Below are 26,334 nucleotides of genomic sequence, written 5' to 3'. Positions count from 1 at the left end.
AAATTCTTTAGAACCATAAATATAACCCTCCAAAAACAGTGTTTAAGGAGGGTTGTTTTTTAAGCTGTTTTACAACTTATTTCGTTTTAATGTCTGCCGCAGAACCTTTGGGAGGTAATGGCTCTCCTTGTAATGGTTTAATAGGCTGTTGCACTAATTCGTCTTTTAAATAATTAATTGCAGCTTCGAGCTGAGCGTCTTTACCGCTAAAAGTAGCATAAGGTAAGTTATCAACTTCAATGTCGGGCTCAACCCCGTGACCTTCAACCACCCAACGACCGTCTATGGCATATTGTGGGTATTCTGCCACTCGAGCCATGCCTTTGTCTGTAACGGAATTACGGCCCGATAACCACACTCCAGCGCCAGCGGTTTGCTTACCGATAATAGGCGCAATGTTTAACGCTCTGATCCCCGCGGAGAATGTTTCACCGTCTGAATAAGTCATTTGATCGGCTAACACCACTAAATGGCCTCTGAAAGTTTGCTGCATATTTGCATTCGTGCTGCCATGAGTTGGCTGCCAAAATGCCCAAGCTCGGCGCAATAGCTTTTCAATAATCCAGCTGTCGATGTTACCGCCACGATTGCGGCGAACATCAATGATTAACCCGTCTTTATCGTAGTTAGTATAAAACTCGCGAGCAAAGCTTTCTATATCACCGCTACCCATGGCGTATAAATGCAAATAGCCAATATTTCCTTTGGAGGCTTTAGCCACTTTATCGCCATTATGTTCAACCCAGTCCAAATAACGTAGCTTGGCATCGGTACCAATATCATGTGGTGTCACTATAGTATTAATGTGTGTTTTGCCACGCTGTAAACCTAATAGCACTTGTTTATTGCCTTGGTTACGTAGCAATTGTGTCACTTCAGCAATATTGGTGACATTTTTGCCATTAATGGTCTTAATCACATCGCCATCTTTAGCATTAACTTCAATACGAGCAAGTGGTGATACAGACAATGGTAACTCAGCATCAGTTTGATAAATATGACTGACGATTACACCTTTATCGGTTTGTGTCAGTCTAGCGCCTAAAGCAGCAGCTTTGGCGGCATCAGTGTCACGAATAATATCACCACCACGCACTTGTGAATGCAGTGAGTTCAGTTCGCCCATCATTTGCATGAAAATATCATTGAGCTCATTACGATCGGTCAGTCTATCGACCAAAGGTTGATACTTAGCTTTAGCGGCTTGCCAATCTACCCCACGCATTTTCGGATCAAAAAACGAATCGCGATGCATCAACCAAGCATCTTCAAAAATTTGCTGCCATTCTTGCGGTGGCGAAATACTTAATTGCCATTGATTAGTACTGACTTTGGCTTGAGATATATCGCTAGGCAGTTTGTCTCCGGCAGCGACAATCATGATATTTTTAGGATCTGATTTTTTGCGCAGCATTAATTTACTGCCATCTTTTGATAATGAGTATTGGCCCACATCTTCACTAAAGGATTCGACTTTCGGGCTTATAGGTTCAAACTTAACGAGTTTTAATTCACTACTTTGTTGATTACTATCAAGTAAGTACAGTTTGTCTTTAGCGACCGTTAAACTGTTGTAATTTCCAGCATCCACTGGTACTTGCCATAAACGTTGATTTAACCCATCCCAATCAACTTTAATTTTATTCACCGAATCAGAATCTTTTTCATCTGCTTTTTTAACGTCTTTATTGATCGTTAATTCAGTTGGTTTAGCAAATGGAAATGACGCTTTAGCATTTAAAGCTAATGCAAAAATTTGGGTGCGTTTGTCAAAAATAGGTCCCATATTACGATCGCCCCAAGGCGAACCTGGATTAGCTTTAAATTCGCGATTAGACAGAAAATATAACCATTTACCGTCAGGACTAAAACTCGGCGAAAAAGATTCATACTTATCTGTGGTGACGGTTTGTGCTTTTGAATCGTTAATTGAATACAACACAATTTGAGGACGTTGCTTTCCAACTTCTGCTTTGGTTAGGGCAATAAATTGACTATCACCAGACCAGTTAATATCTTGATAAGGACCAAGACCTTCGCCATTTTTGATGATTTTCTGGTTATCGTTACGGGTTAAATCCAATAACCACACATTGCCCATATAATCATCGTGAACCAAATAACGACCATTAGGTGATAACGATAAACTGGTGCGTAAGGTATTGCCATCTTTGGTGAGCTGTTTTGCCCCTGCTGAACCGTCGGCTGGATATTGCCAAATTTCTTGCTCGCCAGATGCGTCACTAATGCCATACACCCATTTCCCATCGTCACTTAATAGTGCATCGCGAACTCGGCTATCGGCGGGTGAGTTTATTTGTACTAAACGGCGGCCATCATTACTGGCAATAGCAACATGACTGCGAGCGGTAATCACTACATTATCGCCTTGAGGGGCGAATACCGTTGAAGTGGCATAATCCATAGGATCATTTACCCATTGCTCGCGGCGATGAGCAAAGTCACTGGTGAGTTCAATGTCGAGAGTGGACTCAAGCAGATTATCCAAATTAAGCAGTTTAATGTCGGCACCTTGCTGGAACACAATTCGGTCATGATTAAGTTGGGCGTCGCGCACTTGCCAGTCGGTATATTGGGTGTGCTGTTTAACATCTTTACCGTCTACAGTCATTGACCAAATATTGTCATTCCCAGACTGATCACTCACAAAGTAGACTCGATTATTCCATAACATCGGCTGTTTAACTGAGCCTTGATGTGTTGCCGTTAATTGCTGAGCTTCTTTTTTACTGCCTAACTTATAACGCCAAATCTCACCTTTTGCACCACCGCGATACACTTTGACATTGTCGCCACTGACTTGCAGACCAAATTGAGTAAAGTAAACATATTCACCTTTATCATCAATTGTACCTTCTACGGCGTCAGCTAAAGGTAAATTGGTGATGTTTAAGGTTTGTGGATTAACCGTTTTAAGTACCCAAAAGTTAGCAGGACCAAATGCATTATCAGTGGAATATAATACTTCGCCAGATGCGGTCCAGCCTTGTAAACGTACACGGCTGTTTTCAAAACTAACCCGTTTAGCCACGCCACCTTGAATAGGCATCACATAGACTTCGGTTGCGCCTTCATAATTAGCTGTATAAGCCACCCACTTACCATCTTTTGAAATGGTTGCATCCATTTCTTCAGCCGCCAAACTGGTTAAGCGACTGGCTTTAGTTTGGTTGTTGTTTTGACTGAGTTCAGTAGTCCACAGATCCCCCTCTGCAGTAAACACTAAAGTTTGATCATGCAAAGCGGGTGCGCGGTAATAACCTTGATTTGAAGCGTTAGCAAATATCATTGATGAGCAAGCTAAAGTGCCTAAAGCCAGCATACAATGCGTAACGGAGCGACGGAGTTTCATGGTGAGGAGCATCCTTATTAGCGTCGAGAATATGAATAAACGTGTTATCGAATCGGCTGTTCTATTTATTCTTTAACGTTATCAGAGTTGCAGTGGATTTAGCAGTACAAAAATGTAACTAAAAACGGCTAAACCATATTGGCTTAGCCGTTATTATTTTTAGCCTATTTTAATTTCGATTATTTCGAGGTTAATTGTATTTTAATCTTATGATATTGCTCATAAAGTGGATGTGATGGATTTGATAATTCAGGGAAACGTTGATCCATAGTAATCATATAACGCTCGGCTTGGATAAGTTTGTTGACTGCCATTAAGGCTTGTAAGCGAGCTAAGGCCACATCAGGTGTATCTAGTTGAATAATACCTTTTGATGCGTTTTCATTTTGCTGTTTCAATAACTGTATCTCTTTGTCATTGCGTTGTGACTGAAATTCAATGGTCTTTTTTTGCATTGCAACATCATTGGTTTTAGCTGCCTCCGCTTGTTTTGCACTGTCAGTAACAACTTGTGCCGGCTCTGCACTCATGAGTGTAGGCCGCTCACTTGATTTGATAGTTAATATTTCAGTGATTGGATCACTATTTTCTAAATCATTAATGGATGACTCACTATTAGTTGAAGGTTTGGCTTTCATCGACAAACCTTCAACAGCAATTGCTTTTTCGGCTGCGGCTACAACTGAAAGCGATTCTGCTTGTTGGGGTACAGCTTGCTTCGATAAGGCTGGTTGAGTGGGTAGACCTTGTTCAAGGTCGACACCTATTTGTTGTTGTAAACTCGGGCTGAGCATAAACAATCCGGCCACCAGCAATACCGACGCAGCACTTGAAAATAACCAAGCATTACGTTTCCATAGTGACTTTTTAATCTTTTTCCCCTTTGCTGACACATGAGCACTCGATCGTGCTTTAGCTAAAATAGCTTCATCGAGTTCATCAGATGGTTGCTCCAGAGTTTGCTGGTGATAAGCCTTATTAATTTCGGTTTGTAATACGGTGAACTCAGGCTCATGATCAGTTTGCTTACTCATAATGACGTCTCCTGCCATTGGTTAGCGATACATTGTTTAATACTTTGATAGGCATAGCGAATGCGACTTTTAGTTGCTTCTAAAGTGACATTGGCGATTTCACTTATCATGGCGGCCGTCATGCCCATTTCGATATTAAGCAAAAAGGCTTCTTTTTGCACTGGCGGCAGTTTAGCAATACAAGATTTCATCATATCAGCTTGTTGCAGTTGCTGAACTAGTGGCTCAGGAGAGGCTTGACCATCAGCTTCTAAACTATCCATAGTTTGATCTTCATCAAGTGCCGTGACCTTATCAAGCGGCTTAACCGCGCGCACGTGGTCAATCAATAAATTATGGGCAATTTTATACAACCAAGTGGTGAACTTTGCGGTGACTTGATATTGCACTGCTGCGCTAATCACTTTTCCCCAAGTGTCTTGATATAAGTCTTCTGCTAACTGCTGGTCATGTAATTGACGGACAAAATAACGATACAAAGGGCCTTTGTGTTTAAGGTACAAAGCTTCAAACGCACGTACGTCACCGGCTTGGTAGTCGAGCATCAGTTGCTCGTCACTTCCCACTTGGGGAATTGACGACTCATCCTTAGGGTGTATTGATGTTTGCACCATTTAATCCTTTTTGTGACGCATTTATTGGCTTACCGAACGAGTGTCTGGCTCAGTAATCATAACCTGTCTATCGAGTACACTTGCGGTTTTTACCATTTGTACAAACTCATGGCGATAACCAAAACGGTCTTGGCCCATTGCAGATTCGGCCAGAGTAATTAAGTTAGCATAATCAGTATCGTGGACATAATCATTCTGATTTAACAACTGCCCAAATCCTGCGACTGCCGCAGCAAATCTAAAGTCATCGCTGGTTTGGTGTAGATGCGTCAGCTGCTTATCGCGGTTAATAGGATAAGCGATTAATTGACTGGTTTGTTCGCCAATCGCTTTATATCGTAATTTTAAAAATGCCACTTCATCGGTGTTTACCATTGCGTCTTCAACAGCGGGCTTTTCGATGCCATAACGCAATGGATCGACTAATCGGTTGTGACTGTCGTTATAGCGTAACTCGTACAAGGCGGTAACGGTATGACCAGCACCAACCTCACCAGCATCGACGGCGTCGTTATTAAAGTCACTGCGATTTAACAAACGGTTTTCGTAACCAATCAGTCGGTACTCAGACACCACTGCTGGGTTAAACTCAATTTGCACTTTGACATCGTGAGCAATGGTTAACAAGGTGGCACTGAGTTGATCCACTAGTACTTTTCGTGCTTCATTTAAGGTGTCGATAAAGGCATATTGACCGTTAGCTTTATTCGATAATTGCTCCAATAAATGATCGTTATAACTTGCCGTACCTGAACCCAGACCAAAACCAAGTGTGGATAAACCAATACCGTTTTTGCTTTGACTGGCTACATAATCAACCAATTGCTGATGATCTGTCATCCCCAAATTAAAGTCACAGTCTGTGGCTAATATGACTCGGTTACTGCCGTTTGCAATGAAGTGCTTTTGCGCTAATTGATACGCCAACTGAATACCTTGGCTGCCGTTAGTGCCACCTTGCGCGTTTAACTGACTTAGGGCTGTTTTAATGGCGGTAAAGTTATTACCTGCAACCCCGTCAAGCACCACACCACTGGCACCTGCGTACACCACAATCGACACTTTATCATGCGCCGATAATTGCTGACTCAGCATCAGCATGGCTTGTTTCAATAGTGGCAACTTATCAATAGACGACATAGAGCCTGACACATCAAGTAATAACACCAAATTAGATGCGCCAAGTTGGTCTGCAGCAACATCAAAGCCTTTAATGCCAATGCGCAGTAACTGAGTGTCAGCATTGTACGGTGATGGTGCCAGTTCGGTATTAACGCTAAATGGTTGCTCAGTGCTTGTCGGTGCAGGGTAACTATAGCTAAAGTAGTTGACGAGCTCTTCTACCCTAACAGTATTCTTAGCTGGTAGTTGGCCTTGATTAATTAATCTACGGGTGGTGCTGTAACTGCCAGTATCAACATCAATTGAAAACGTCGATACTGGCGTTTCAGCGGCAAGCATATTGCCGTTTTGCACTACTGATTCAAACTTATCATTAGCAATGGGTACTGATGATAAATTGCGATCGCTTACGCGGATATGCTTATCGCGAACACTATTGCTGCCGATAAACTTACCACTAACCGTGCGCTGCTCAATTGATGCTGCATTGGCTTTAGCGCTGCTAGATTGTTGTTTAACTGGAATGTATAAATCAGCTTGTGGCTCCGATGCCCTCACTAATCCCGCTACCTCATGTAACTCGAGGTTGTCTTGTGAAGTTGAATGAGTTTCACTAGCAGATTGAGTTTTAGAGGTGGATTGAGGCAGACTGCGTTTCGCCGTGTCTGTTGATTCTTGCGCACAACCACTGACAATGATCGCGCTAATAACAATGGCTAATGTACTGCGAGTGAGTTGCTTATGGACATGGTTCATGGTTATACCCCTATCTATCGACCTGTTATTCATATTAGTTACGTACGCAAAGTGACCTTGTATACGGCTAATAACGAGCGCGATGAGTAAAAGGGTTATTTAAATAAAATGTATTTAAAGAGTTTTCGTATTTAGAAATTGAGTGTTAGCCTCATAAAACACTGAAATAGCAGCCAACAGAGCACGGCTTATGCTATTATCTAGCCCCTTTTTTATCGCCTTAATATTGACGTTGACCGCCGCCGTTTCCTACTGAGCGAATTAACTAGATATACTAATAGAATAAGTACGTTAAGGAGTTAACATGCAAGCCCTAGTTGCTGTTGTAATGGGTTCGAAAAGTGATTGGCCTACAATGGAAGCCGCCGCTGAAATTATGGATAAGTTACAAGTGCCTTATCATGTTGAAGTTGTTTCTGCTCATAGAACACCAGACAAGCTTATGGAATTTGCAAGTTCTGCTGCAGATAAAGGCTATAAAGTCATTATTGGTGGCGCAGGCGGAGCAGCCCATTTACCCGGCATGATCGCCTCGAAAACGCGTTTACCAGTATTGGGTGTCCCAGTGCAAAGCAAGGCGCTATCTGGCATGGACAGTCTATTGTCTATTGTACAAATGCCTAAAGGGATTGCTGTTGGCACCTTGGCGATTGGTACAGCTGGTGCATTTAACGCTGGTTTATTAGCCAGCCAAATTTTGGCAATTAGCGACACTGCTTTAGCTGAGCGTTTAGACGCATTTCGTGATGAGCAAACTCGCTCGATCCTTGATAATCCCGATCCGAGAGAAGACTAATGACGTTGCCAAAAAATTTATGGGTATTGGGCGATGGTCAATTAGGCGCCATGCTCAGTCACGCTGGTCAGCCACTGGGTATTAATGTGCGTCCGGTTGATATTATGACGCCATCAGATGTTAAATTACCATTAGAAGCTGATGACATTATTACCGCTGAACGCGAGCAATGGCCTGAGTCTCAACTTAGTTTACAACTCAGCCAACACCCACATTTTATTAATGGCCCAGTATTTGGCCGTTTAGCGGATCGTTTTACCCAAAAAAGTCTCTTAGATGAATTAGATGTTGCGACCTCGCCTTGGCAATTAGTTGATGACAATACCAGTACCGAAGCCCTGCATGAAGCTTATGGTGAACGGGTATTATTAAAACGCCGCACCGGCGGTTATGACGGTAAAGGACAACATTGGCTAAAACAGACAGAAGCGACAACCATTCCTGCCGATTGGCGCAATGAAGCCATCGCAGAACAAGCGATTAACTTTGATGAAGAAGTGTCATTAGTTGGGGTTCGCACTCAAGATGGCCGTTGTTTATTTTACCCACTGACGCTTAACCTACATCAAGACGGTATTCTAATGGCTTCTATTGCACCATTAACCCGTTTAGCCCCTTTGCAAGCTGAAGCTGAAGCCATGCTCAGCAAAGTGATGAATGGCCTTGAATATGTGGGTGTGATGGCAATGGAGTGTTTCCGTGTGGGTGAACACTTAATGGTGAATGAGTTAGCCCCGCGGGTACATAATTCTGGCCATTGGACTCAAGCAGGTTGTCACATCAACCAGTTTGAATTGCATTTACGTGCCTTGTGCAATTTACCTTTGCATCAGCCGCAAGTGAACTTTCAATGTGTGATGGTAAACTTAATTGGCGTTGATAAAGACGATAGATGGTTAAGCCTGCCTAATGCTGAACTATTTTGGTACAACAAAGAAGTTCGCGTAGGTCGAAAAGTGGGTCATTTAAATCTTTCTGTGCATAATACTGCTCAGCTCACTGACAGTATCAACCAACTTAAAGCTTGGATGCCACAGCAATATCAAGCACCATTAAATTGGATTTTGGCAGAGTTTATCAAATAAATCGGCTAAGTAAATTCGACCAATATGGTTATCAGATAAGTATAAGATAACAACAAAAGGAGCCTAGGCTCCTTTTTTATTACTAAATTGATATTAATGTTTGATGGTAGAGATATTATGAGTCATAACAAGTGTCTGATTATTTTAATTCGTTAAATTTAAGTCAATCATATTTAAGTCAGTCTATTATTTTGCATCTTATAGTTTTAATAAATCAGAATACTGCATGACTCTTTCATATTAACCAATGCCTCCAAAACTTCAATTCCTATCGTTCCGTTTTCTATATAAAATAAAGATAAATTATTATCGGTATATTACATATCATTGTTACTTTATATTTATTCACTATATTATGAACACTATTTAGTGTTCATAATATGTACAAAGCAAGTTCGAGCGCACGATTAAATGGTACATTTTTGCAACATTTAATCATTTGCGGTTAATCTATAAGTACCTGTATGAATCAACTCATTGCCATTCGAAATCTAGTCGTCAACATAATAAGGTTAATATTTTAACAAAGTAACTATTGACAAATTTGATGAGACCTATATAACTAATCAATAATGAATTTAACAAATGTAACAAAATCAAGCTACACAAAACTTAATCTCAGCTAATATTGTAAAAATGGAAAATACAACAAATGATAAAACATAACTCATAAACCACTTATATTAAATAAATCACATATACAAAAAACCGCCTTACAAATTAATTTATTATAATAATATTAAGTAAATATATATGTTAAAACACTGATAAATCTTATGAAAACCAACATATATACAAATATAATTCCGTTTCAAGGATAGAAATGGCTCAAATCCTTGGAGCTATATAAATGAGAAATAATCAACCAATAACACAAAAAGAATATGATTATCCGTTAGACTGGATTTTGTTATCCATAACTGACACCAACAGCCATATTAAATATGCCAATAGCTCTTTTTGTACCGTCGCGGGCTTTGAACAACAAGATTTAGTTGGCCAACCACATAACATGGTGCGTCATCCAGACATGCCTGCCGCTGCATTTAAAGATCTTTGGCAACATATTCAACAAGGAGATCCTTGGAAAGGTTTAGTTAAAAATCGTTGTGCTAATGGCGATTATTATTGGGTTGATGCTTTTATTACCCCTATTTCATATAAAGGTGAAATCGTTGAATATCAATCTATTCGAACCAAACCAACTCGTGAACAAATAAAACGAGCAGAAACGATTTATGCACACTTAAAACAAGACAAGATTCATTTTGTTACCCCGAGTAAAATATCCTTACCGATTAAAGTCTATGGCACTTTTACTATAGCAATGTTACCTATGGCTTATCTTGCTGGGCAAGGTAATCTAATGAACCTGGGGTTATTTGGTCTTTCCTATGGCGGTGGCTTGATTGCATTAAACATGGCATTCAAACGTTTTAATCTACTTGTAAAAAAAGCCAGCACAATTTATAACAACCCAATTTCCTCTGCGGTTTATACAGGGAAAACAGACGATATCGCAAAAATTGATTTAGCATTGCAGATGCAAGCCTCTGAACTTAGGGCCGTATTAGGTCGAACACTTGACTCTAGTGAGCAGGTTTCAGCTAGTGCTAAAGAATCTGCCGTTAAAGGAAGTGAAATTCAACAAAACAGTCAGTCACAAATGGCTGAAATTGAACAAGTTGCAACGGCTATGCAACAGATGACTGCTACTTTAACTGATATGGCTTCAAATTGTGCAGAAGCCGCTCAATCATCAAATAGTGCATTATCTCAAACTACATTAGGCGATGATGTGGTTAAGAAAATGGTTCTATCCATCCAAAAAATGTCAACACAATTGGGTACCATGTCTAGTGTTATTGCTGAATTAGAACAGCACAGTAAAAATATTGGTTCCGTATTGGATGTCATTGAAGCCATTGCAGCACAAACAAATTTGCTTGCCCTCAATGCTGCTATTGAAGCAGCAAGAGCTGGAGAGCAAGGTCGAGGGTTTGCTGTAGTAGCTGATGAAGTTCGCTCATTAGCGCAACGCACTCATACGTCAACTACAGAAATCCACGATATGATAAGCCGTTTACAACAAGGCACAGGCTCTGCGGTATCGAGTATGGAACAAGGGCTCAACGATGCCAATGTTTGCGTTGAACAAGCTGAGCAAGCGGGTGTCGCACTTAATGAAATACGCCTTGCCGTAGAGCAAATCACCGACATGACTCACCATATTGCCAGTGCCGTTGAGCAACAATCTCAAGTGTCTAATGAAGTCAATAGAAGCGTTGTTGTGGTGTCGCAATTAGTTAATAGTAGTCATGAATTAGGTGAAGATATGGTCCACCTCGGTAGTAATGTCGTAGATAAAGTCGATTCGCAAATGGTATTAGTTGATCAATTTTTAAAAAGAAATTTAAAAAATACTCACGAAAACCAAAAAAGTTAACTCAAATTAGCTTAAATAATAAAATGGCTTTTGCTTTTAATCGTTAGCAATAGTTGGCGTAGTTGTTAGTAGTTGCTGTTAGTTATGAATAGTTGCTTTGCTGCAAATCAATTTTATCGTTTTTTTTTCATAACAATATATAGCTTGAATTGAGTTAAAATAATACACCACTAATTTGGTGTATTATTTAATAAAAAATGGCCCCTCAATTAAGATTGGTCATTAATGACTCTCTCATTCTAAATGCTACAAAATGTTGATACGGCATTAATACTAACCAAAAAACACTCGCCATAACCATGAAGAATCTAAATCTTCTTTACATTGGTGATACTGAGCAGCATAGCGTTTTGAACGTTTATCGACTTTATTCGCTACTGGCGTTAACCATTTTTTTTCCTTATAGCTACCACGTTTATACCCGCCCCAACCTTCGTGATAGTTTAAGTACTGGTTTTTAGCATCCCACTTCGACACTCCGTTAATTTTATGGGTTTTATAAATAAACCATCCCATAAAATCCATGGCGTCGTCAAAATCACTTCGGCTAGACCAACTGTTACCTGTCTCGCGAACGTAATCGTCCCAGGTCATGGTTTTAGCTTGTGCATAACCATAAGCGTCACTGGCTCGTCCTGTGGGGATAAAGCCTAAAAAGTATTCCATTGGAGGGGCTGCATTGTGTTTGAATGAGCTTTCTTGATACATCATCGCTAAGGGAACATGTACAGGCACGCCCCACTTTTCTCTGGTGTCGACTGCAGCGTCGTACCATGAGCGATGTTCTTTAAAAATAGCACACAGATTATCTGGCTCTTTTGGCGGCGAGGTGGCACAGCCTGTTAGTGACAATAATACGATTGCGCTAACAACACCTAAAAAACACTTCATAACACCTCTACCAGTACCTAACATATTGATTCAAGAATTAGTTTTACATCAATTAAAAATCAATGCAATTATGCTCACATCTTTTGGTTGAATTGTTTTACAAGGGAACTGTCATTCTTTCAACAATGCGCCTCAAACTGAAAAACCTGAGTGACTCTGATTGAGCACATAATTAATGGAATGGGTATTACTGTTTCATTTCACATTGATGGGATTCTGTCTGCCAAATCACAGGTTGCCAGTAGCCTTGATTTTGGCCAATATAGATTTTGTCGGTATTGAATTGTGCTGCAATATGATAACGCTGATTGACGGCGACATCGACCATAAACACTTTCACTTTTCGCGCCGATAACGACACTTTCAATGCGGGTGAGTTAATCAATTCAGCGACAGTAAATTCATGCTGACCTGGTGATAATAAATAATTCGGTTTTGAAATGACGGGGACACCATCTAAATGAGTCACAACCACTCGGTATAAATTGGCACTGTTATCGAGAGGTAAATAACTCGACACAGTACCACATTCTACCATTTCATCAGGCGATGAAGCACAGCCATGTAGGGCTAGTGCTGCAACTACGACAACCGATATTCGCCAAGATGAATGAAGATACATTATTATTTAGCCTCAAAAGTGCCCGCAGGAACCACATCACTAAAATAATCTTCTAAGAAACTCGTAAAATCAGCTTGTGGCTGAGCCTCTAGTTTTTGCTGTTCAAGCAACGACTGTTTTGCTTCATTTTTATAGCTCTGAACCACCTCGTCGGTTAATGGGTACTGGCTTAAATATTGGTGATAATCATCAGCCAACGTTTTAACCCAAACACTGTGATCGGTGCCCTTAACGACCACTTCTTGTATTACTCGACCTGATAAGGTTTTGTCTGGGTCATCGATGGCTTCAGACCAAGTACTTAATGCGGTTTGGTAAGCATGGCTATCTTCACCGTCGAGTAAAATAGCTAAGATTGCTAACTCATCAAAAAGCTCATGCATCCATTGTTTTAAACTAATGGCCTCACCATTACGTTGCAGAGTGAGTCCAGGTTTACGCCCTTCTAATACCACTGCTTTTAAATTGGCAGCAATTTCAGCTTCACCAACGGCATCAGTATCTTTAGATGGAGATAATAAACAATGCAATAAAAATAAATCTAAAAAACGCACTTGCGTTGCGTCTATCCCAACTGGGCTAAATGGATTTACGTCTAAGGCGCGTACTTCAATATATTCAACACCTGCACGGGATAGAGCTTGCGAAGGTTTTTCACCTTTTTGGGTGACACGTTTAGCGCGGATTGGTGCATAAAACTCATTTTCAATTTGCAAAATATTACTATTGAGTTGACGGAACTCACCATCAACATTGACACCTATTTGAGCAAACTTTTTCGATGGCATTTTAATCGCAGCACCAACGCCTTCAAGATAGTCAGGTAATGAGTTATAGCTGATATTCAACGTATCTTGTTCTTTATTGGTATAACCTAAATCACTCATCCGTAATGATGTAGCAAAAGGTAGATATAACGTGCCTTTACCTGTTTTTTTAAACTCAAAATCAACTTCTTGATCTTTTATAAATGAGCTACATAATGCCGGAGTTGAACCAAATAAATACGGTAACACCCAGACTAAACGACGGTAATTGCGGATCAGGCCAAAATAAGATTCAGAAACGAAATCTTCAAAGTTAATGCTTTTGCTACAACAAGCGCTGCCATTGCCGTTAGCAATTTTATCGTCATATAGACGTTGCCATAACTCTTGTGAAACAGAAAAGTTAAAATGGACCCCAGAAATAATCTGCATTAACGCACCATAACGATGGGTTAATCCTTTGCGGTATAAGGTTTTCATTTTACCGTTATTGGAGGTTCCATAACGTGCTACGGGAATGTCGCTAACTGCACCCACATAACATGGCATGCTAACAGGCCAGAGTTCTTGGCCATTAAGGTTTCGAACACTATAAGCATGCGTTTGAGTTAATCCCTCTAATAGCTCGTCAATGCTGTGACATACTGGAGTAATAAATTCTAATAAGGATTCGCTATAATCAGTGGTTATACGCGAATGAGTCAGAGCAGAACCGAGTGCTTTAGGGTGTTCATCTTGTGCTAAGTGACCATTTCCATCGATACGCAATGCTTCACGTTCAATACCACGTGACATGCCCAATAATGCAGCTCGGCCTTGAGTGTCACTTAAGTTTTCGACTTTTTCATTGAAAGACTTCAATTTACTACTCTCTTTTATGGATTCGCATTGCGAGTAAATAGCTAGACCGGATAATAAACGAGATTATTACTGGAAAGCGAAAAATGTAACTCAGTATAAATCAGTTTGTTTGTGGGTCTTAAATAAAAACGGTAACAGTCGTTGTTACCGATGATGGAGCCTTAACATTATATGATATTTGTTGATAAACTGACACTGTATGAAATTCACGATTAAAACACATAATTTAGCTCAACCTATTTATAAAATAGATTGAGCTAAGACTATATGCGGTTAACATTAGCGTATTTCAAGGCTGGTGTTAACCCTATAAGTATCAAGTGTTCAACTAGTCAGCAAGTGTCATTATTTTAACTTGATATCCAAGTTCATGAAGTTGCGGTGCAACGGTTGCTTTATCACCGACCACCAACATGACCATATCATTGATATTTAATAACTTACCGGCAAGTTTATTTAATTCATCTATCGAAATGGTGTTAATTATTTCGTCTTGCTTGGCAGTAAAGTTTTTATCTAAGTGATAGCGTTGAATCATCCTTAAAAAGCCGGCCTTTTGATACGGTGTTTCGTATTCTAACGCTTGGCTTTGCGCAATCGAACTGCGCATAAAGGCGCTTTCTTCGGCGTTCATGCCTGACGCTTGGTAAGCGTTAATCTCTTTAACAAACTCAGCCAATGCTAAACCTGTCACATCACTTTTGACGCTAGCAGACGCAATAAATAGCCCTGAATCTTCGGCGCCACTAAATTGCGTGCGAGCGCCATAAGTGTAACCTTTATCCTCACGTAGATTGAGATTAATACGGCTGTTAAATGCGCCCCCTAACGGGTAGTTCATCAGATAGGCCTTAAAATAATCACCAGTAGTATCATAAGGTAATGATACTTGACCAATGTCAATGACAGATTGAGCAGCCCCAGGCTTATCAATCAAATAAATGGTGTTTTTAAGGTGTGAAGGCAATGCAGGTAATGCTGCAACCTGAGTAGCCTCACCTTCCCATTCATTAAACATCGATAATTTCGGCATAATCTGTTGTTGATTTAAATCCGATACAACAACCATTTGCGCATTACCAGCACGATATTGCTGCTGGTAAAATTGTTTCACATCATCAAGTGTTAGCGCTGATATTGATGTCATGGTGCCATCACTGCTGATCCCCTTTGGGCTATCTGCACCGTAGAGTAATTGAGCGAAACCACTACGAGCTAGATAATTAGGATCAGACATTTGATGTTGTAATCCTTGTAGTTGCTGCTGCTTCAATCGTTCAAAGTCAGCCGCTAAAAAGCCAGGACTAAATAAGCGCTCCTTAACAATAGCAAGCGTCGCATCTAAGTTTTCAGTTAAACTTGATACCTTGATGTAACTTTGTGAATCACTGGCACCAAAGCTAATTGATGACCCGAGCATATCAAGCGCACCAGCCAATTCTTCACTACTGCGTAACGAGCTTGACTCATTAAGCATCGAGGCGGTCAACTCTGCTAGGCCAGCTTTGTTGATCGGCGACAAACGATGTCCACCATCCAAATAAACCAGCAATTCGACCGTTGGCGTTTCATCACTTTCAGTGCCCATAACACTAATGCCGTTGGCCAGCTTGCTGTCCCATAACTGTGGCACAGTCAATAATGGCGCTGCGGTTGATGACGGTATTTTATTGCGATCAAATGATGATTTTGCAAAAGTGATATTGGTTAATCCGGTTACCGCATCTTGTGCAATTGGCATAATGCTCGGTTCAAAATTATCTGCATGGGCAATTAGCTGCGTTTGCCCTTCGGGTACCACGCTCATCACCACCATTGGCTTATTTTTAATGTAAGTATTAAATACTCGCATTACATCGGCTTTAGTGACATTGGCATAACGGGCTAAATCAGATGCCACCATGTCAGGTTTGCCAAAGAAGGTTTGATTAGCAGCAAGTGTTGATACTTTTCCTGCTACGCTTTGCATACCAAAGATGGTATCGGCTTCAAACTGCACTTTGACTTTTTGCAAATCGTCGTCAGTGACACCGCGTTGCTCAAACTCATTAATCGTTTGGTTTATTTTGGTTTCGAGTTCTGCAAGACTACCACCTTTGGCAGGATTCGCTACGGCATAAAGTGACAGCTGACAAGTAAGCTCTTGGCAAGGATGGCTCACTGCAGCTTGTACCGCATAACCATCTTTAACTAAGTTTTTATATATTAATGAGGTTTTACCACCACCGAGAATATTAGCCAGCAAATCTAATGCAGCTTCATCTTTGTGTTGCGCATAAACGGTTGGAAAACCCATATAAATAAGCGGTAAATGAACCTTATCTTCCATCGAGATATAGCGAGTTTTATCTAACGTGACTGCGGTTTTAGCTTCTGGTTTGACTTCTGGTCCACGAGGGATTTCACCAAAATATTTATTTACCCATGCCAATGTTTGCACTTCATCAAAGTCACCACCAATAGTTAAAGTGGCATTATTAGGCCCATACCAACGTTGGAAGAAATGTTTCACGTCATCAACGGTGGCGCGATCTAAGTCATCTGGCCAACCGATGACAGGCCAAGAATACGGATGACCGGCTGGATAAAATGCTTGATTAAAACGTTCATTTAAACGCCCATAAGGACGATTATCAATACGTTGTGCGCGTTCATTTTTAACCGTTTCACGTTGTACTTCGAATTTTTCACTCGTGAGTGCAGGTAAGAAAAAGCCCATACGATCTGATTCTAACCAGAGCATTTTTTCTAATTGATTACTCGGCACGGTTTCAAAGTAATTGGTTCGGTCAGTATTGGTAGAACCATTTAGTGTTCCGCCCGCTTCGGTAACAACTTTGAAATGCTGTTCGTCGGCTACATGTTGTGAGCCTTGGAACATCATGTGTTCAAATAAATGCGCAAAACCACTACGACCAGCTAATTCGCGAGCAGAACCAACATGATAGGTAACATCAACATGAACTAAAGGATCAGACTTATCTTGGTGAAAAATCACCGTTAAGCCATTCGCTAACTGATATTTTTTATAAGGGATACTGACTTGATTTTCAGAAGGTGCAACCGTTTCAATTAAACTTACACCTTGTGGCAAATTTGACGATTGATGCGCGTCGAATGCACAGCCACTTAATGCAGCACTGATTGCTGCAGCTAATATCCATTTATTCAAATTTAATTTCAAAATCGACTCCTTTCTTCATTAAGATAAATATAATCACAGAAAAAATAACGGTATAAAGTTACTCAACAGTATAAAGAACTAAAAACACAATTACGCTGTAACGTAGTAACTTACCGAAAAACATAAAAAATGATGCTGGCACTATAGGAATTTTTAACCAACCAGCCAACAGACATAACAAATCACCGATGATGGGTAACCAAGATAGTAATAAAGCCCACATACCATATTTTTCGAGCCATGCCAGAGCATAACGATATTGCCGACTTTGGATATCTTGTGGACTTTTAGCAAGCCGTCCGGCTCGACCTAAACCATAACTTGTCATCGCGCCAAACGTATTACCAATACTGGCCAACATCAATAATTCGAACCATGACGATGGCGTTTGATTAAGTAATGCCACGAGTAACACTTCGGAACCACCCGGCAATAAGGTTGCAGCCAAAAACGCACCGCTAAACATTAACCATAAACTCGTCATTAATAGACCTTATTGCGCATTAATAGTTTCATTTCAGATTTTATCGCAGTTCTCGCCATGGATATTTACACAGAACATGGATCTAGCTGAACCTATCTTGCAGAATTTTGAACCCGCAAACCTCTAACGTTAACTCACTCATATCAACATAGCGACCCAAACGCTACACAGGCTATAACGGCAAAACATCCATGATTCACGTTTGCAGATTCAATTAAATAAATTGAACAATAGGCCTTAATAAGTTAATTATTAGTAATAAATTTAAAGTTATAATAACAAATTTGTTTATTCATATAAGTTATAACAAAATAACGTTGTTTGTCATTGGATCACTTCATACAATACAATTAATATTAATTAACCTTAGCGGGTTTATTAGCGCATTATTTAGCATCAGCATCTAGTTCGGTCTTAATATAAACTAAATAGTTCCACTACTAAAAATCACCATAAGATGGTGTAGTTCTTGGTAATTCATCGCTCATTAGTGAACACAATGAGTCACGCACAACAACGTTACCTAATAAGATTAGTGACGTCACAATGACATAATTTGGAATTTTCATGATATTGCAAACGTTCAATCGTATCCCTTTTTGGCAAAAAGTCATTGCAGGTTTTGTATTGGGTACACTTACAGGGGTCGGATTAGGCGAGTCAGCCGTGATATTAAAACCCCTTGGCGATCTGTTTATTAGCGCCATAAAAATGCTCGTTGCTCCTTTAGTATTTTGTGCCATTGTGGTCAGCATTACCTCCTTGGGTTCACAAGGTAATTTAAAACGCTTAAGCTTTAAAACCTTGGCCATGTTTATGTTTACTGGCACCATTGCGTCATTTATTGGCTTAACGGTCGGAAGCCTAATCGACATGGGCGGTAATTTAGCTTTAGCGACATCGGAAGTGCGTGAGCGTGATATTCCTGGATTTGCACAAGTATTACTTAACATGATCCCAGTCAATCCATTTGCCTCGTTGGCAGAAGGTAATGTGCTGCAAATTATCGTGTTTGCAGCATTAATTGGTATCGCCATTAATGCTGTCGGCGAGAAAGCCACGCCGTTAAAGAACGTGATTGAAGCGGGTGCTGAAGTGATGTTTCAATTAACACGTATGGTATTAAAACTAACGCCTATTGGTGTATTTGGCTTAATGGCGTGGGTTGTTGGCGAATATGGCTTAAGTACATTGTTACCATTAGGTAAGTTTATTATTGCGATTTATATTGCCGCGCTAATTCATATTATCTTTGTGTATGGCGGTTTAGTGAAATTTGCTGCGGGTCTTAGCCCAGTTCAGTTTTTCCGTAAAGCCTTACCAGCACAAGTTGTGGCCTTTAGTACCGCATCAAGCTTCGGTACTTTACCGGCCAGCACACGAAGTACCGAAGCGATGGGCGTGTCGAAGCGCTACAGTGCTTTTGTACTCCCATTAGGTGCGACCATGAATATGGATGGTTGTGGCGGCATTTACCCTGCCATTGCGGCGATCTTTATTGCGCAAATTTACGGTATTCCGCTTGATATGACCGACTACATGCTAATTGCGGTAACGGCCACAGTCGCTTCTGTAGGCACCGCAGGAGTGCCAGGTAGCGCGATGGTGATGTTAACCGTAACCTTAGGCGTAATAGGTTTACCGCTCGAAGGGATTGCCTTTATCGCCGCGATAGACCGTATTATTGATATGATCCGCACTGCAACTAATGTGACCGGAGACATGATGACTGCGGTGGTGATTGGTAAAAGCGAAGGTCAGCTTGATGTAGAACAATTTTACTCAAATGAAACACCGCAACAGCAAGTAGTGTCTTAGTTTTTATTACGCTTCTTATTGCAGTTCTATCGTCATACAAGATTAATGACAATAAAAAAACGAGTATCAACTGATACTCGTTTTTTGTTATATCATGCTAATAAAATTAGAACTTAGCGTTTGCCCATAACCATACTTTATCGGCATCAACTTTTCCTGCTCCAGCATCACCCGCTGAATAAGATGCGTATTTAACGCCTACGGTGTAATGCTTATCAATTGGTAAACTAAATACCGCATCAATTTCATCACCTAAATCGTTAACAGTGGCACTTGACTCATCTGCTTCAAAATCATGATAAACCAGCGCCCATTTACCACCAACCACACTGCCGCCAATTGACACATAAGTGTCAACTAAGCCTTGCTTTGGTGTTGCCAAAAATTGGTCTGCCCAACCATTAAACGCATGCAAAGTCGCTAACGGAGTTGAAAAACCATATTCGCCATCGTCAGAGCCCAATAGCTCGTAACCAAGCTTAACGGTCAAACCACTAAAGCCAACGCCCACTTCACCAAGCATATAATTTGTAGAGTAAGATGTTGTTTCTGTATCAGTATCTTGAGTTGCGTACTCTAACGTATAAAGTAGTTTAATTTTATCGATATCTTTAGCACCCGCAAAACGAATACCATAGGTGTCGATACCATTGTCTATGTTGGTATCTTCTTCAAGTAAGTAGCTATATGCGCTAAGTTTACCCAAACCGAAATTGTAAGATGCGTTAATAACGTGATCTTTTGAATCAATGTCTTTAACTTCTGCAAAAATACGGTTGCGCTTGTAGATGTAACCATAATCAACACTAAAATCGTTTATCGCATATTGCATGGTAACTGCATCGAATGTTTGGCGATCTTGACGCCAGCCAACATGGCCGATAAAACGTTGGTTATCGATGGCGATAACTTGACGCCCAGCTTTAGCAGTAAAACCATTACGCTTGTATTGTAAGAAAGCTTGGTCTAATTCAGTTGTTTCAGGATCTGCTATCACAGAATAATCTGTATTATTACCAATCGCGTCGTTGTAGTCATTTACCCCAGCCACACTGCGAGAATCTTCAAATTCAACCAAGGCTGTTAACCCGTAATATTCAGCCGTAGCAAAGGTTAAACGAGTGCGTAAGGTCAAAGCATCTGCGTCTTTTAACGCATTGTCTTGATCGACAGATTCATAACGCAAATTTAAGTCTACTTTTGCTGTACCTTGAGTGATTGCATCAGCAACTGTATTAACATTGGTGTCTGCGGCATTAGCGCTGCCCATGGCTAATAACAACGAACAAGTTAATGCTGATAAAGCCCATTTTTTGGTCACAACAGAATTTTGGCAAGCCTTATCCGTAACTTGACTAGCAAGCAATTTATTATTCATCTTACATTCCTAATATTTATTTTAAGTTGAGTTATCAATCTGCTAAATATACGTAAAATATATGGCTAGCAAGTTAACTGGCCGTAACCTTAATAAGTTCACTGTTCAGTTTCCGTGACATATCTTGCATTTTACATACTTGTTTGACTAGATATTAATGGCAATTCAAAATTTGCGACTTTTGACCGTTAAAACTAACGGGCTGTCGAACTATTATTATTTTAGGGACATGTCTTGCTAATATAAAATTATGAATAAAAACGGCCGCTTACATACCTATAAAGAGGTACACTAATAAATTTCTGACTAAAAATTGGCTTTAGTACATATTACCTTTCGATTAATAATACTCAATATAATGGGCACACAAGTAAGCTAAAAAACGAATAATCCAAGTGAATTATCGACATATTTCAAACTGGATTAGTATGTTTATTGAACAAAAAAATTATTAATATTTTAATAACGTAATCGATTTTTTGTTTTTGATTTAAAGGTTAGCAGCCAAGTTCAACAGTAACCCCCGATGCTATTTCCCATATCAATATAACTTGTAATGCATACAGGTTTTATTATTTATCTTTGACAGCCATTAGATAAGACTAATTCTAATAAGGGTCAATAATTCTTTCACAACTATAACGTCACAACAGCTCAGTATTAAAAATTAAGTACACCAACTTGACATCCTCCCCCACCTCAAAATCCCCAAAAGGATTTTGCCGCTACGCGGAATGGAAGGGGATTCCTACGGCGCTAAGCAGTTTTCAGCTTAGTCGCTTCGATGGGTTCCTGCTTCACAGAGCGGCCTAAAGCTGCCGTTTCTCCACAGGCTAACAAGCGCTGCCCGCGCTCTAATATATTGATAGCGCCGACAACATCGGCGTTATTTTCGTAGTTACAATCTACACACAAAAATTGCGCTTGGGTTTTGCGATTATCCTTTGATACATAGCCACAGCAAGGGCAAGTTTGGCTGGTGTATTGCGCAGGCACGGCGAGCAAAACGCCGCCATTCCAAGCGGTTTTGTATTCCAGTTGTCGCCTAAACTCACCCCAGCCTTGGTCGAGAATGGCGCGGTTTAAGCCCGATTTTTGCGCTACTTTCTTGCCATGCTTTTCCGCCGTACCTTTTGATGATTTCGACATATTCTTAATCTGCAAGTCTTCTACACATACCAGCGCGTGGTTTTTGCTGAGGGTATGTGTGTGCTTATGCAGAAAATCCTTACGAACATTGCCGATATCGACGTGTATTTGTGTGACCTTGGCCTTGGCCTTTTTCCAATTGGCACTGAACTTCACTTTCTTGCTCATGCGCCGCTGATATTTAGCCAGCCGCTGCATCTGCGTTTTGAAGCTGTTTTTCGGCTCAATATAGCTACCGTCATTCATTGCCGCAAAACGCGCAATGCCCACATCAATACCTATGGCGCTTGTAGCCACTGGCACAATCTCAACATCGCGCCGTGTTTGAATCGACACAAACCACTTGCCACCTGATTGACTTACCGTGGCGTTACGCACTTCGCCCAATACATCTCTGCTTTTACGGTATTTTAGCCACCCCAGCTTGGGCAGGAAAATACGGTTATTGGCTTGGTCTAATTTGATTTGCTTGGGTTCTGGATAGCGAAAACTATCGCCACTGCCTTTCTTTTTGAAACGCGGAAAATCCGTGCGCTTTTCAAAAAATCCCTTGAAGGCTTTTTCTAAATCCTTGAGCGCATGTTGCAGCGCTTGCGAGGGGGAATTCTTAATCCAGTCGAAGCCCGCTTCGCGCTTCCACTTCGGCAGATCCGCCGCCATTGGCACATAGCCTATGAACTTATTTCCCGTTTCGTGGTTATCTTTCTGCAACGCCAACGCCTTGTTATAGACGAACCGACACGTACCTGCAAAGCGACGCATATTGCGCACTTGCTCGCCGTTGGGCTGTAGCTCGAATTTGAAGGCTTGTAGTCGTTCCATAGCCAAAGTATAGTTTGGCCTATGCAAACAAACAACGATATTCGACACGGTAGACATTGTGTATTCAATATGCACGTTCACTTGGTCTTTGTGACTAAGTATCGGCGCGAAGTATTCACCAAGGAAATACTCGATGAGCTTAAACCCATCTTTGCAGCTGTATGCGCGGATTTTGGGGCTGAATTGATTGAATTCGATGGCGAAGACGACCACGTTCACTTACTCGTTAATTACCCACCGAAAATAGCGGTATCGGCACTCGTGAATAGTCTAAAGGGCGTTTCCAGCCGCAGGATTCGCAAGAAAAAATATCCGTCCATCACGAAAAAATTGTGGGGCGGCGCACTGTGGTCTCCCAGCTATTTTGCGGGCAGTTGCGGTGGCGCACCTATCGACGTGATTCGCCGATACATTGAGCAGCAACAAACGCCGCACTAAAATCAAAACCGTGCCAGCTACGCTGCCAGTGCCTTACATCCCCGACCTGAAGGACTAATGCCGCTCGCTTAACAGTGAGCGGCTCTTTTCTTATGGGGGTAACGTGGTGCTTTATATAGCACTTGTCTTGGAAATGGTTTTCGCTTTCTTTTTTTCGGTAGGATTAATCGCTTTCCATTCTCCCTAAGGTTTTGCAGCTTTTTAGGGATCGTTCCAGGTGTACGTCCAGAGCACCATAGGAACTCATCTTGAATGAGTCTTAACGCATTGATAAAGCTTATTCTTAATGGCTCTACGTCATGAGATTCTGCCATCCTTTTCATTTCTAATCGAACTAGGTTATAAGAAATTAAAATTCCCCATAGTTCTTGATAAATACCTTCGACTTTTTGGCTTCTAAGGACGGCTTGATTGTTCAGTTGACCTTGCTTGAGTTCACCATAACTCTGCTCTATTTCCCATAGCTCCCAATAAACGTTAACGATATCTTTCAATGGATAGGTAATCGGGCATTCTAGTGAGGTTATAAACCCTTTGATTTCTCCTTTAGGCTCAGGAATAAGCACCAAACGAGCTTACCAGCTATCCCCAAGGTGAGGATGTTTTCCTTTTGCATCAGGTGACACAGGCATTTTTATCAGTTTATCGTGCTCTGAGTATTCTTCTAAAACTTCGTACCTAAATTTGCTTTTTATTGGTGTGAGCCAGTGAGTATTCGTTCCTGCTCCACGCCATGATTCAAAAAGCTCTGCAGACATGAAACCACGGTCAAAAAGAGTCAAAGAATTATCTGGGGCTGAGCCTACAAGTTGTTGAGCATAAGATATTTCACTGTTTGTTATGGTGCCAAATGCAGCATCAGAAATGAGGTGCGTTCGTGTTGACATGAGCGTCACAGCAAGGACTGAGGGGAATGTTGCTTTACCTCTGGCGTAGCCTAACTTTTTATTATCTTCAGTTTCTGGCGTTTTAAATTGAGTGCCATCAACGCTAAGAAGCTTAAGACCGCAGACAGAGTCTGACTGTCCTTCAGCTTCCCAGTGAGTTGCTGTGGTGTGAAATAGGTACCGCAATGGTTCATAACCAATGCGCTGTCTAGCTTTAACAATGCTGCTCGTGGCTAAGGGGGGCAAATCGCCTTTTGAATCAGGAAAAGCCAATTCCAATTTATCGCAAACATCGCTAATAGAACGGTTACGCATCAAACCAATCCCAAGTACCAACCAAACGGCTTGTTCAGCAGGGAATTGCCTCTTTCTGACGGCGGCACGGCCTGTTTGATTAACGGCTTCCGATAACCATTCGATAGGGATATTTTTGCGGAATGAGTCGATTGACTCAGGAAAATGAAATTCAGCAGTCGTTTGTAACTCTAGAGAAAATTCAGACATAAAAAAATCGGCCTCAGAAATAAATCTAAGACCGATTATGAAGCCTAGAAAAGATCGTTCAAGTCGCTTAAACGATCGGCATTAGACCTGAAGGACGGGGTTTTACGGCGCGTCTGATAAAAACAAAAAAGCCAATGCAATTGCATTGGCTTTTAAACTTAATCGTTAACGATTAACCTAAAACAGCCAACAACACACCAGCTGCAACCGCACTACCCAGCACACCAGCAACGTTGGGTCCCATTGCATGCATGAGTAAGAAGTTTTGGTTATTAGCCTCTAAACCTACCTTATTCACCACTCGAGCAGCCATTGGCACTGCAGAAACACCTGCTGCACCGATAAGTGGGTTAATTTTCCCACCGGAGAGCTTACTCATTAATTTGGCCATCAATACCCCTGAAGCAGTACCAATACTAAATGCAACCGCGCCAAGGATTAAAATACCCAAGGTTTCGATACGCAGAAATTGATCGGCGGATAACTTAGATCCAACAGCAAGACCTAAAAAGATAGTCACTATGTTGATTAACTCGTTTTGCGCCGTTTTCGATAAACGATCAACCACACCTGATTCACGCATCAAATTACCTAAACAGAACATACCAATTAATGGTGTTGCTGCGGGTAAAAACAAAATGGTTAAGCCAAGTACCATCAGTGGAAAGATAATTTTCTCTTTCTTACTGACTTCACGCAATTGTTCCATTTTAATTTCGCGTTCAGCTTTAGTGGTGAGCAGTTTCATTATCGGCGGCTGAATTAATGGCACTAGCGCCATATATGAATATGCAGCAACGGCAATCGCGCCTAGTAACTCTGGCGCCAACTTAGAGGCTAAGAAAATTGCAGTTGGACCATCTGCACCGCCAATGATGGCAATAGCAGCAGCATCTTGCATACTAAACTCAAATCCAGGTACAAGATTCAGCGCTATAGCACCAATTAAGGTAGAGAAAATACCAAATTGTGCCGCAGCCCCTAACAAAAGTGTTTTAGGGTTAGCAATTAGCGCCCCAAAATCAGTTAATGCACCTACCCCCATGAATATGAGCAATGGGAACACCCCAGTTTCAATGCCGACATGATAAGCGTAATACAGCAAACCACCTTCATCGGTGAAACCTGCATTAGGAATGTTAGCTAATATGGCACCAAACCCAATAGGTAATAATAATAACGGCTCAAAACCTTTAATTATAGCTAGAAATAACAATAAACAACCAACAGCCATCATCAGCAGTTGGCCACCAGTAAAGTTAGCCACACCCGTTTCAGCCCAAAAAGCCAGTAATCCTTCCAT

The 26,334-nt window shown here is 41.0% G+C and carries 19 protein-coding genes; 5 read left to right on the top strand and 14 right to left on the bottom strand.

What is annotated here, in order from left to right:
* Window positions 1-76 precede the first annotated feature (76 nt).
* The 4 genes from FCN25_RS15860 to FCN25_RS15845 all read right to left on the bottom strand — a co-directional run bounded on the left by FCN25_RS15860 (window position 77) and on the right by FCN25_RS15845 (window position 6,899).
* Window positions 77-3,373 carry a S41 family peptidase gene (locus FCN25_RS15860; protein WP_137226389.1) on the bottom strand — a complete coding sequence of 1,099 codons (3,297 nt, stop codon included), beginning with the start codon at window positions 3,371-3,373 and terminating at the stop codon, window positions 77-79.
* A 179-nt stretch (window positions 3,374-3,552) separates the two neighbouring features.
* Complete coding sequence (locus FCN25_RS15855; RefSeq protein ID WP_137226388.1) at window positions 3,553-4,407, bottom strand: hypothetical protein; 855 nt, start codon at window positions 4,405-4,407, stop codon at window positions 3,553-3,555.
* Window positions 4,404-5,021, bottom strand: coding sequence for a sigma-70 family RNA polymerase sigma factor (locus FCN25_RS15850; protein ID WP_137226387.1), 618 nt, complete (start codon window positions 5,019-5,021; stop codon window positions 4,404-4,406). Before FCN25_RS15850 ends, FCN25_RS15855 begins: the two co-directional genes overlap by 4 nt.
* Window positions 5,022-5,042: 21 nt before the next feature.
* Window positions 5,043-6,899: a von Willebrand factor type A domain-containing protein gene (locus tag FCN25_RS15845; RefSeq protein ID WP_137226386.1), complete on the bottom strand. Its 1,857-nt coding sequence runs from the start codon at window positions 6,897-6,899 to the stop codon at window positions 5,043-5,045.
* Window positions 6,900-7,203: 304 nt separating this feature from the next.
* Between FCN25_RS15845 and purE the strand changes: the two genes are divergently transcribed.
* The 3 genes from purE to FCN25_RS15830 all read left to right on the top strand — a co-directional run bounded on the left by purE (window position 7,204) and on the right by FCN25_RS15830 (window position 11,226).
* On the top strand, window positions 7,204-7,695 hold the full coding sequence (purE, locus tag FCN25_RS15840) for a 5-(carboxyamino)imidazole ribonucleotide mutase (protein ID WP_137226385.1): 492 nt from the start codon (window positions 7,204-7,206) through the stop codon (window positions 7,693-7,695).
* Window positions 7,695-8,780 carry a 5-(carboxyamino)imidazole ribonucleotide synthase gene (gene purK, locus FCN25_RS15835; RefSeq protein ID WP_137226384.1) on the top strand — a complete coding sequence of 362 codons (1,086 nt, stop codon included), beginning with the start codon at window positions 7,695-7,697 and terminating at the stop codon, window positions 8,778-8,780. Before purE ends, purK begins: the two co-directional genes overlap by 1 nt.
* Before the next feature lie 850 nt (window positions 8,781-9,630).
* Window positions 9,631-11,226, top strand: a complete 1,596-nt coding sequence (locus FCN25_RS15830) for a PAS domain-containing methyl-accepting chemotaxis protein (protein ID WP_137226383.1) — start codon at window positions 9,631-9,633, stop codon at window positions 11,224-11,226.
* 273 nt (window positions 11,227-11,499) lie between these two features.
* On the opposite strand, the gene FCN25_RS15825 is transcribed toward FCN25_RS15830, so the two are convergent.
* From FCN25_RS15825 to FCN25_RS15805, 5 genes are all read right to left on the bottom strand, one after another.
* Window positions 11,500-12,117 (bottom strand): hypothetical protein, encoded by a 618-nt coding sequence (locus FCN25_RS15825; protein ID WP_137226382.1) that lies wholly within the window; start codon window positions 12,115-12,117, stop codon window positions 11,500-11,502.
* 187 nt (window positions 12,118-12,304) lie between these two features.
* Entirely contained in the window at window positions 12,305-12,739 is a 435-nt protein-coding gene (locus FCN25_RS15820) for a hypothetical protein (protein WP_137226381.1), read from the bottom strand.
* A gap of 2 nt (window positions 12,740-12,741) precedes the next feature.
* The gene (gene gshA, locus FCN25_RS15815; RefSeq protein WP_137226380.1) at window positions 12,742-14,367 is read right to left on the bottom strand and encodes a glutamate--cysteine ligase; all 1,626 of its coding nucleotides are present in this window, start codon (window positions 14,365-14,367) and stop codon (window positions 12,742-12,744) included.
* 328 nt (window positions 14,368-14,695) lie between these two features.
* Window positions 14,696-17,539, bottom strand: coding sequence for a pitrilysin family protein (locus FCN25_RS15810; protein ID WP_137227432.1), 2,844 nt, complete (start codon window positions 17,537-17,539; stop codon window positions 14,696-14,698).
* A gap of 70 nt (window positions 17,540-17,609) precedes the next feature.
* On the bottom strand, window positions 17,610-18,035 hold the full coding sequence (locus tag FCN25_RS15805) for a YqaA family protein (protein ID WP_137226379.1): 426 nt from the start codon (window positions 18,033-18,035) through the stop codon (window positions 17,610-17,612).
* Window positions 18,036-18,602: 567 nt separating this feature from the next.
* On the opposite strand from FCN25_RS15805, the gene FCN25_RS15800 reads away from it, so the two are divergent.
* Window positions 18,603-19,853 carry a dicarboxylate/amino acid:cation symporter gene (locus FCN25_RS15800; protein ID WP_137226378.1) on the top strand — a complete coding sequence of 417 codons (1,251 nt, stop codon included), beginning with the start codon at window positions 18,603-18,605 and terminating at the stop codon, window positions 19,851-19,853.
* Window positions 19,854-19,959: 106 nt separating this feature from the next.
* Here the strand turns inward: FCN25_RS15800 and FCN25_RS15795 are convergent, their stop codons facing one another.
* Entirely contained in the window at window positions 19,960-21,231 is a 1,272-nt protein-coding gene (locus tag FCN25_RS15795; protein WP_137226377.1) for an alginate export family protein, read from the bottom strand.
* Window positions 21,232-21,987: 756 nt separating this feature from the next.
* The gene (locus tag FCN25_RS15790) at window positions 21,988-23,202 is read right to left on the bottom strand and encodes an RNA-guided endonuclease TnpB family protein (protein ID WP_137226169.1); all 1,215 of its coding nucleotides are present in this window, start codon (window positions 23,200-23,202) and stop codon (window positions 21,988-21,990) included.
* A 21-nt stretch (window positions 23,203-23,223) separates the two neighbouring features.
* On the opposite strand from FCN25_RS15790, the gene tnpA reads away from it, so the two are divergent.
* Window positions 23,224-23,640 (top strand): IS200/IS605 family transposase, encoded by a 417-nt coding sequence (gene tnpA, locus FCN25_RS15785; protein ID WP_137226376.1) that lies wholly within the window; start codon window positions 23,224-23,226, stop codon window positions 23,638-23,640.
* Between the two features lie 68 nt (window positions 23,641-23,708).
* Here tnpA and FCN25_RS21020 read toward each other — a convergent pair whose 3' ends face one another.
* The 3 genes from FCN25_RS21020 to FCN25_RS15775 form a co-directional block, all read right to left on the bottom strand.
* Window positions 23,709-24,209 (bottom strand): hypothetical protein, encoded by a 501-nt coding sequence (locus FCN25_RS21020; protein ID WP_217495317.1) that lies wholly within the window; start codon window positions 24,207-24,209, stop codon window positions 23,709-23,711.
* A gap of 6 nt (window positions 24,210-24,215) precedes the next feature.
* Entirely contained in the window at window positions 24,216-25,031 is an 816-nt protein-coding gene (locus FCN25_RS21015) for an IS4 family transposase (RefSeq protein ID WP_217495316.1), read from the bottom strand.
* Between the two features lie 172 nt (window positions 25,032-25,203).
* The gene (locus tag FCN25_RS15775) at window positions 25,204-26,334 is read right to left on the bottom strand and encodes a sodium ion-translocating decarboxylase subunit beta (RefSeq protein WP_137226375.1); all 1,131 of its coding nucleotides are present in this window, start codon (window positions 26,332-26,334) and stop codon (window positions 25,204-25,206) included.

Source organism: Shewanella sp. MEBiC00475 (genome assembly GCF_005234075.1).
Classification (GTDB): Bacteria; Pseudomonadota; Gammaproteobacteria; order Enterobacterales; family Shewanellaceae; genus Shewanella; species Shewanella polaris.
The sequence above is the reverse complement of the archived record's forward strand: the minus strand, read 5'-3'. Positions and strand labels throughout refer to the sequence as shown.

Bases quoted from the DNA above. Each gene is read 5' to 3' on its own strand.
- FCN25_RS15800 (WP_137226378.1), top strand. From the start codon at position 18,603: ATGATATTGCAAACGTTCAATCGTATCCCTTTTTGGCAAAAAGTCATT.
- purE (WP_137226385.1), top strand. From the start codon at position 7,204: ATGCAAGCCCTAGTTGCTGTTGTAATGGGTTCGAAAAGTGATTGGCCT.
- FCN25_RS15850 (WP_137226387.1), bottom strand. From the start codon at position 5,021: ATGGTGCAAACATCAATACACCCTAAGGATGAGTCGTCAATTCCCCAA.
- FCN25_RS15855 (WP_137226388.1), bottom strand. From the start codon at position 4,407: ATGAGTAAGCAAACTGATCATGAGCCTGAGTTCACCGTATTACAAACC.
- tnpA (WP_137226376.1), top strand. From the start codon at position 23,224: ATGCAAACAAACAACGATATTCGACACGGTAGACATTGTGTATTCAAT.
- FCN25_RS15860 (WP_137226389.1), bottom strand. From the start codon at position 3,373: ATGAAACTCCGTCGCTCCGTTACGCATTGTATGCTGGCTTTAGGCACT.
- FCN25_RS15820 (WP_137226381.1), bottom strand. From the start codon at position 12,739: ATGTATCTTCATTCATCTTGGCGAATATCGGTTGTCGTAGTTGCAGCA.
- FCN25_RS15830 (WP_137226383.1), top strand. From the start codon at position 9,631: ATGAGAAATAATCAACCAATAACACAAAAAGAATATGATTATCCGTTA.
- FCN25_RS15825 (WP_137226382.1), bottom strand. From the start codon at position 12,117: ATGAAGTGTTTTTTAGGTGTTGTTAGCGCAATCGTATTATTGTCACTA.
- FCN25_RS15795 (WP_137226377.1), bottom strand. From the start codon at position 21,231: ATGAATAATAAATTGCTTGCTAGTCAAGTTACGGATAAGGCTTGCCAA.
- FCN25_RS15775 (WP_137226375.1), bottom strand. From the start codon at position 26,334: ATGGAAGGATTACTGGCTTTTTGGGCTGAAACGGGTGTGGCTAACTTT.
- purK (WP_137226384.1), top strand. From the start codon at position 7,695: ATGACGTTGCCAAAAAATTTATGGGTATTGGGCGATGGTCAATTAGGC.
- FCN25_RS15845 (WP_137226386.1), bottom strand. From the start codon at position 6,899: ATGAACCATGTCCATAAGCAACTCACTCGCAGTACATTAGCCATTGTT.
- FCN25_RS21015 (WP_217495316.1), bottom strand. From the start codon at position 25,031: ATGTCTGAATTTTCTCTAGAGTTACAAACGACTGCTGAATTTCATTTT.
- FCN25_RS15790 (WP_137226169.1), bottom strand. From the start codon at position 23,202: ATGGAACGACTACAAGCCTTCAAATTCGAGCTACAGCCCAACGGCGAG.
- FCN25_RS15805 (WP_137226379.1), bottom strand. From the start codon at position 18,035: ATGACGAGTTTATGGTTAATGTTTAGCGGTGCGTTTTTGGCTGCAACC.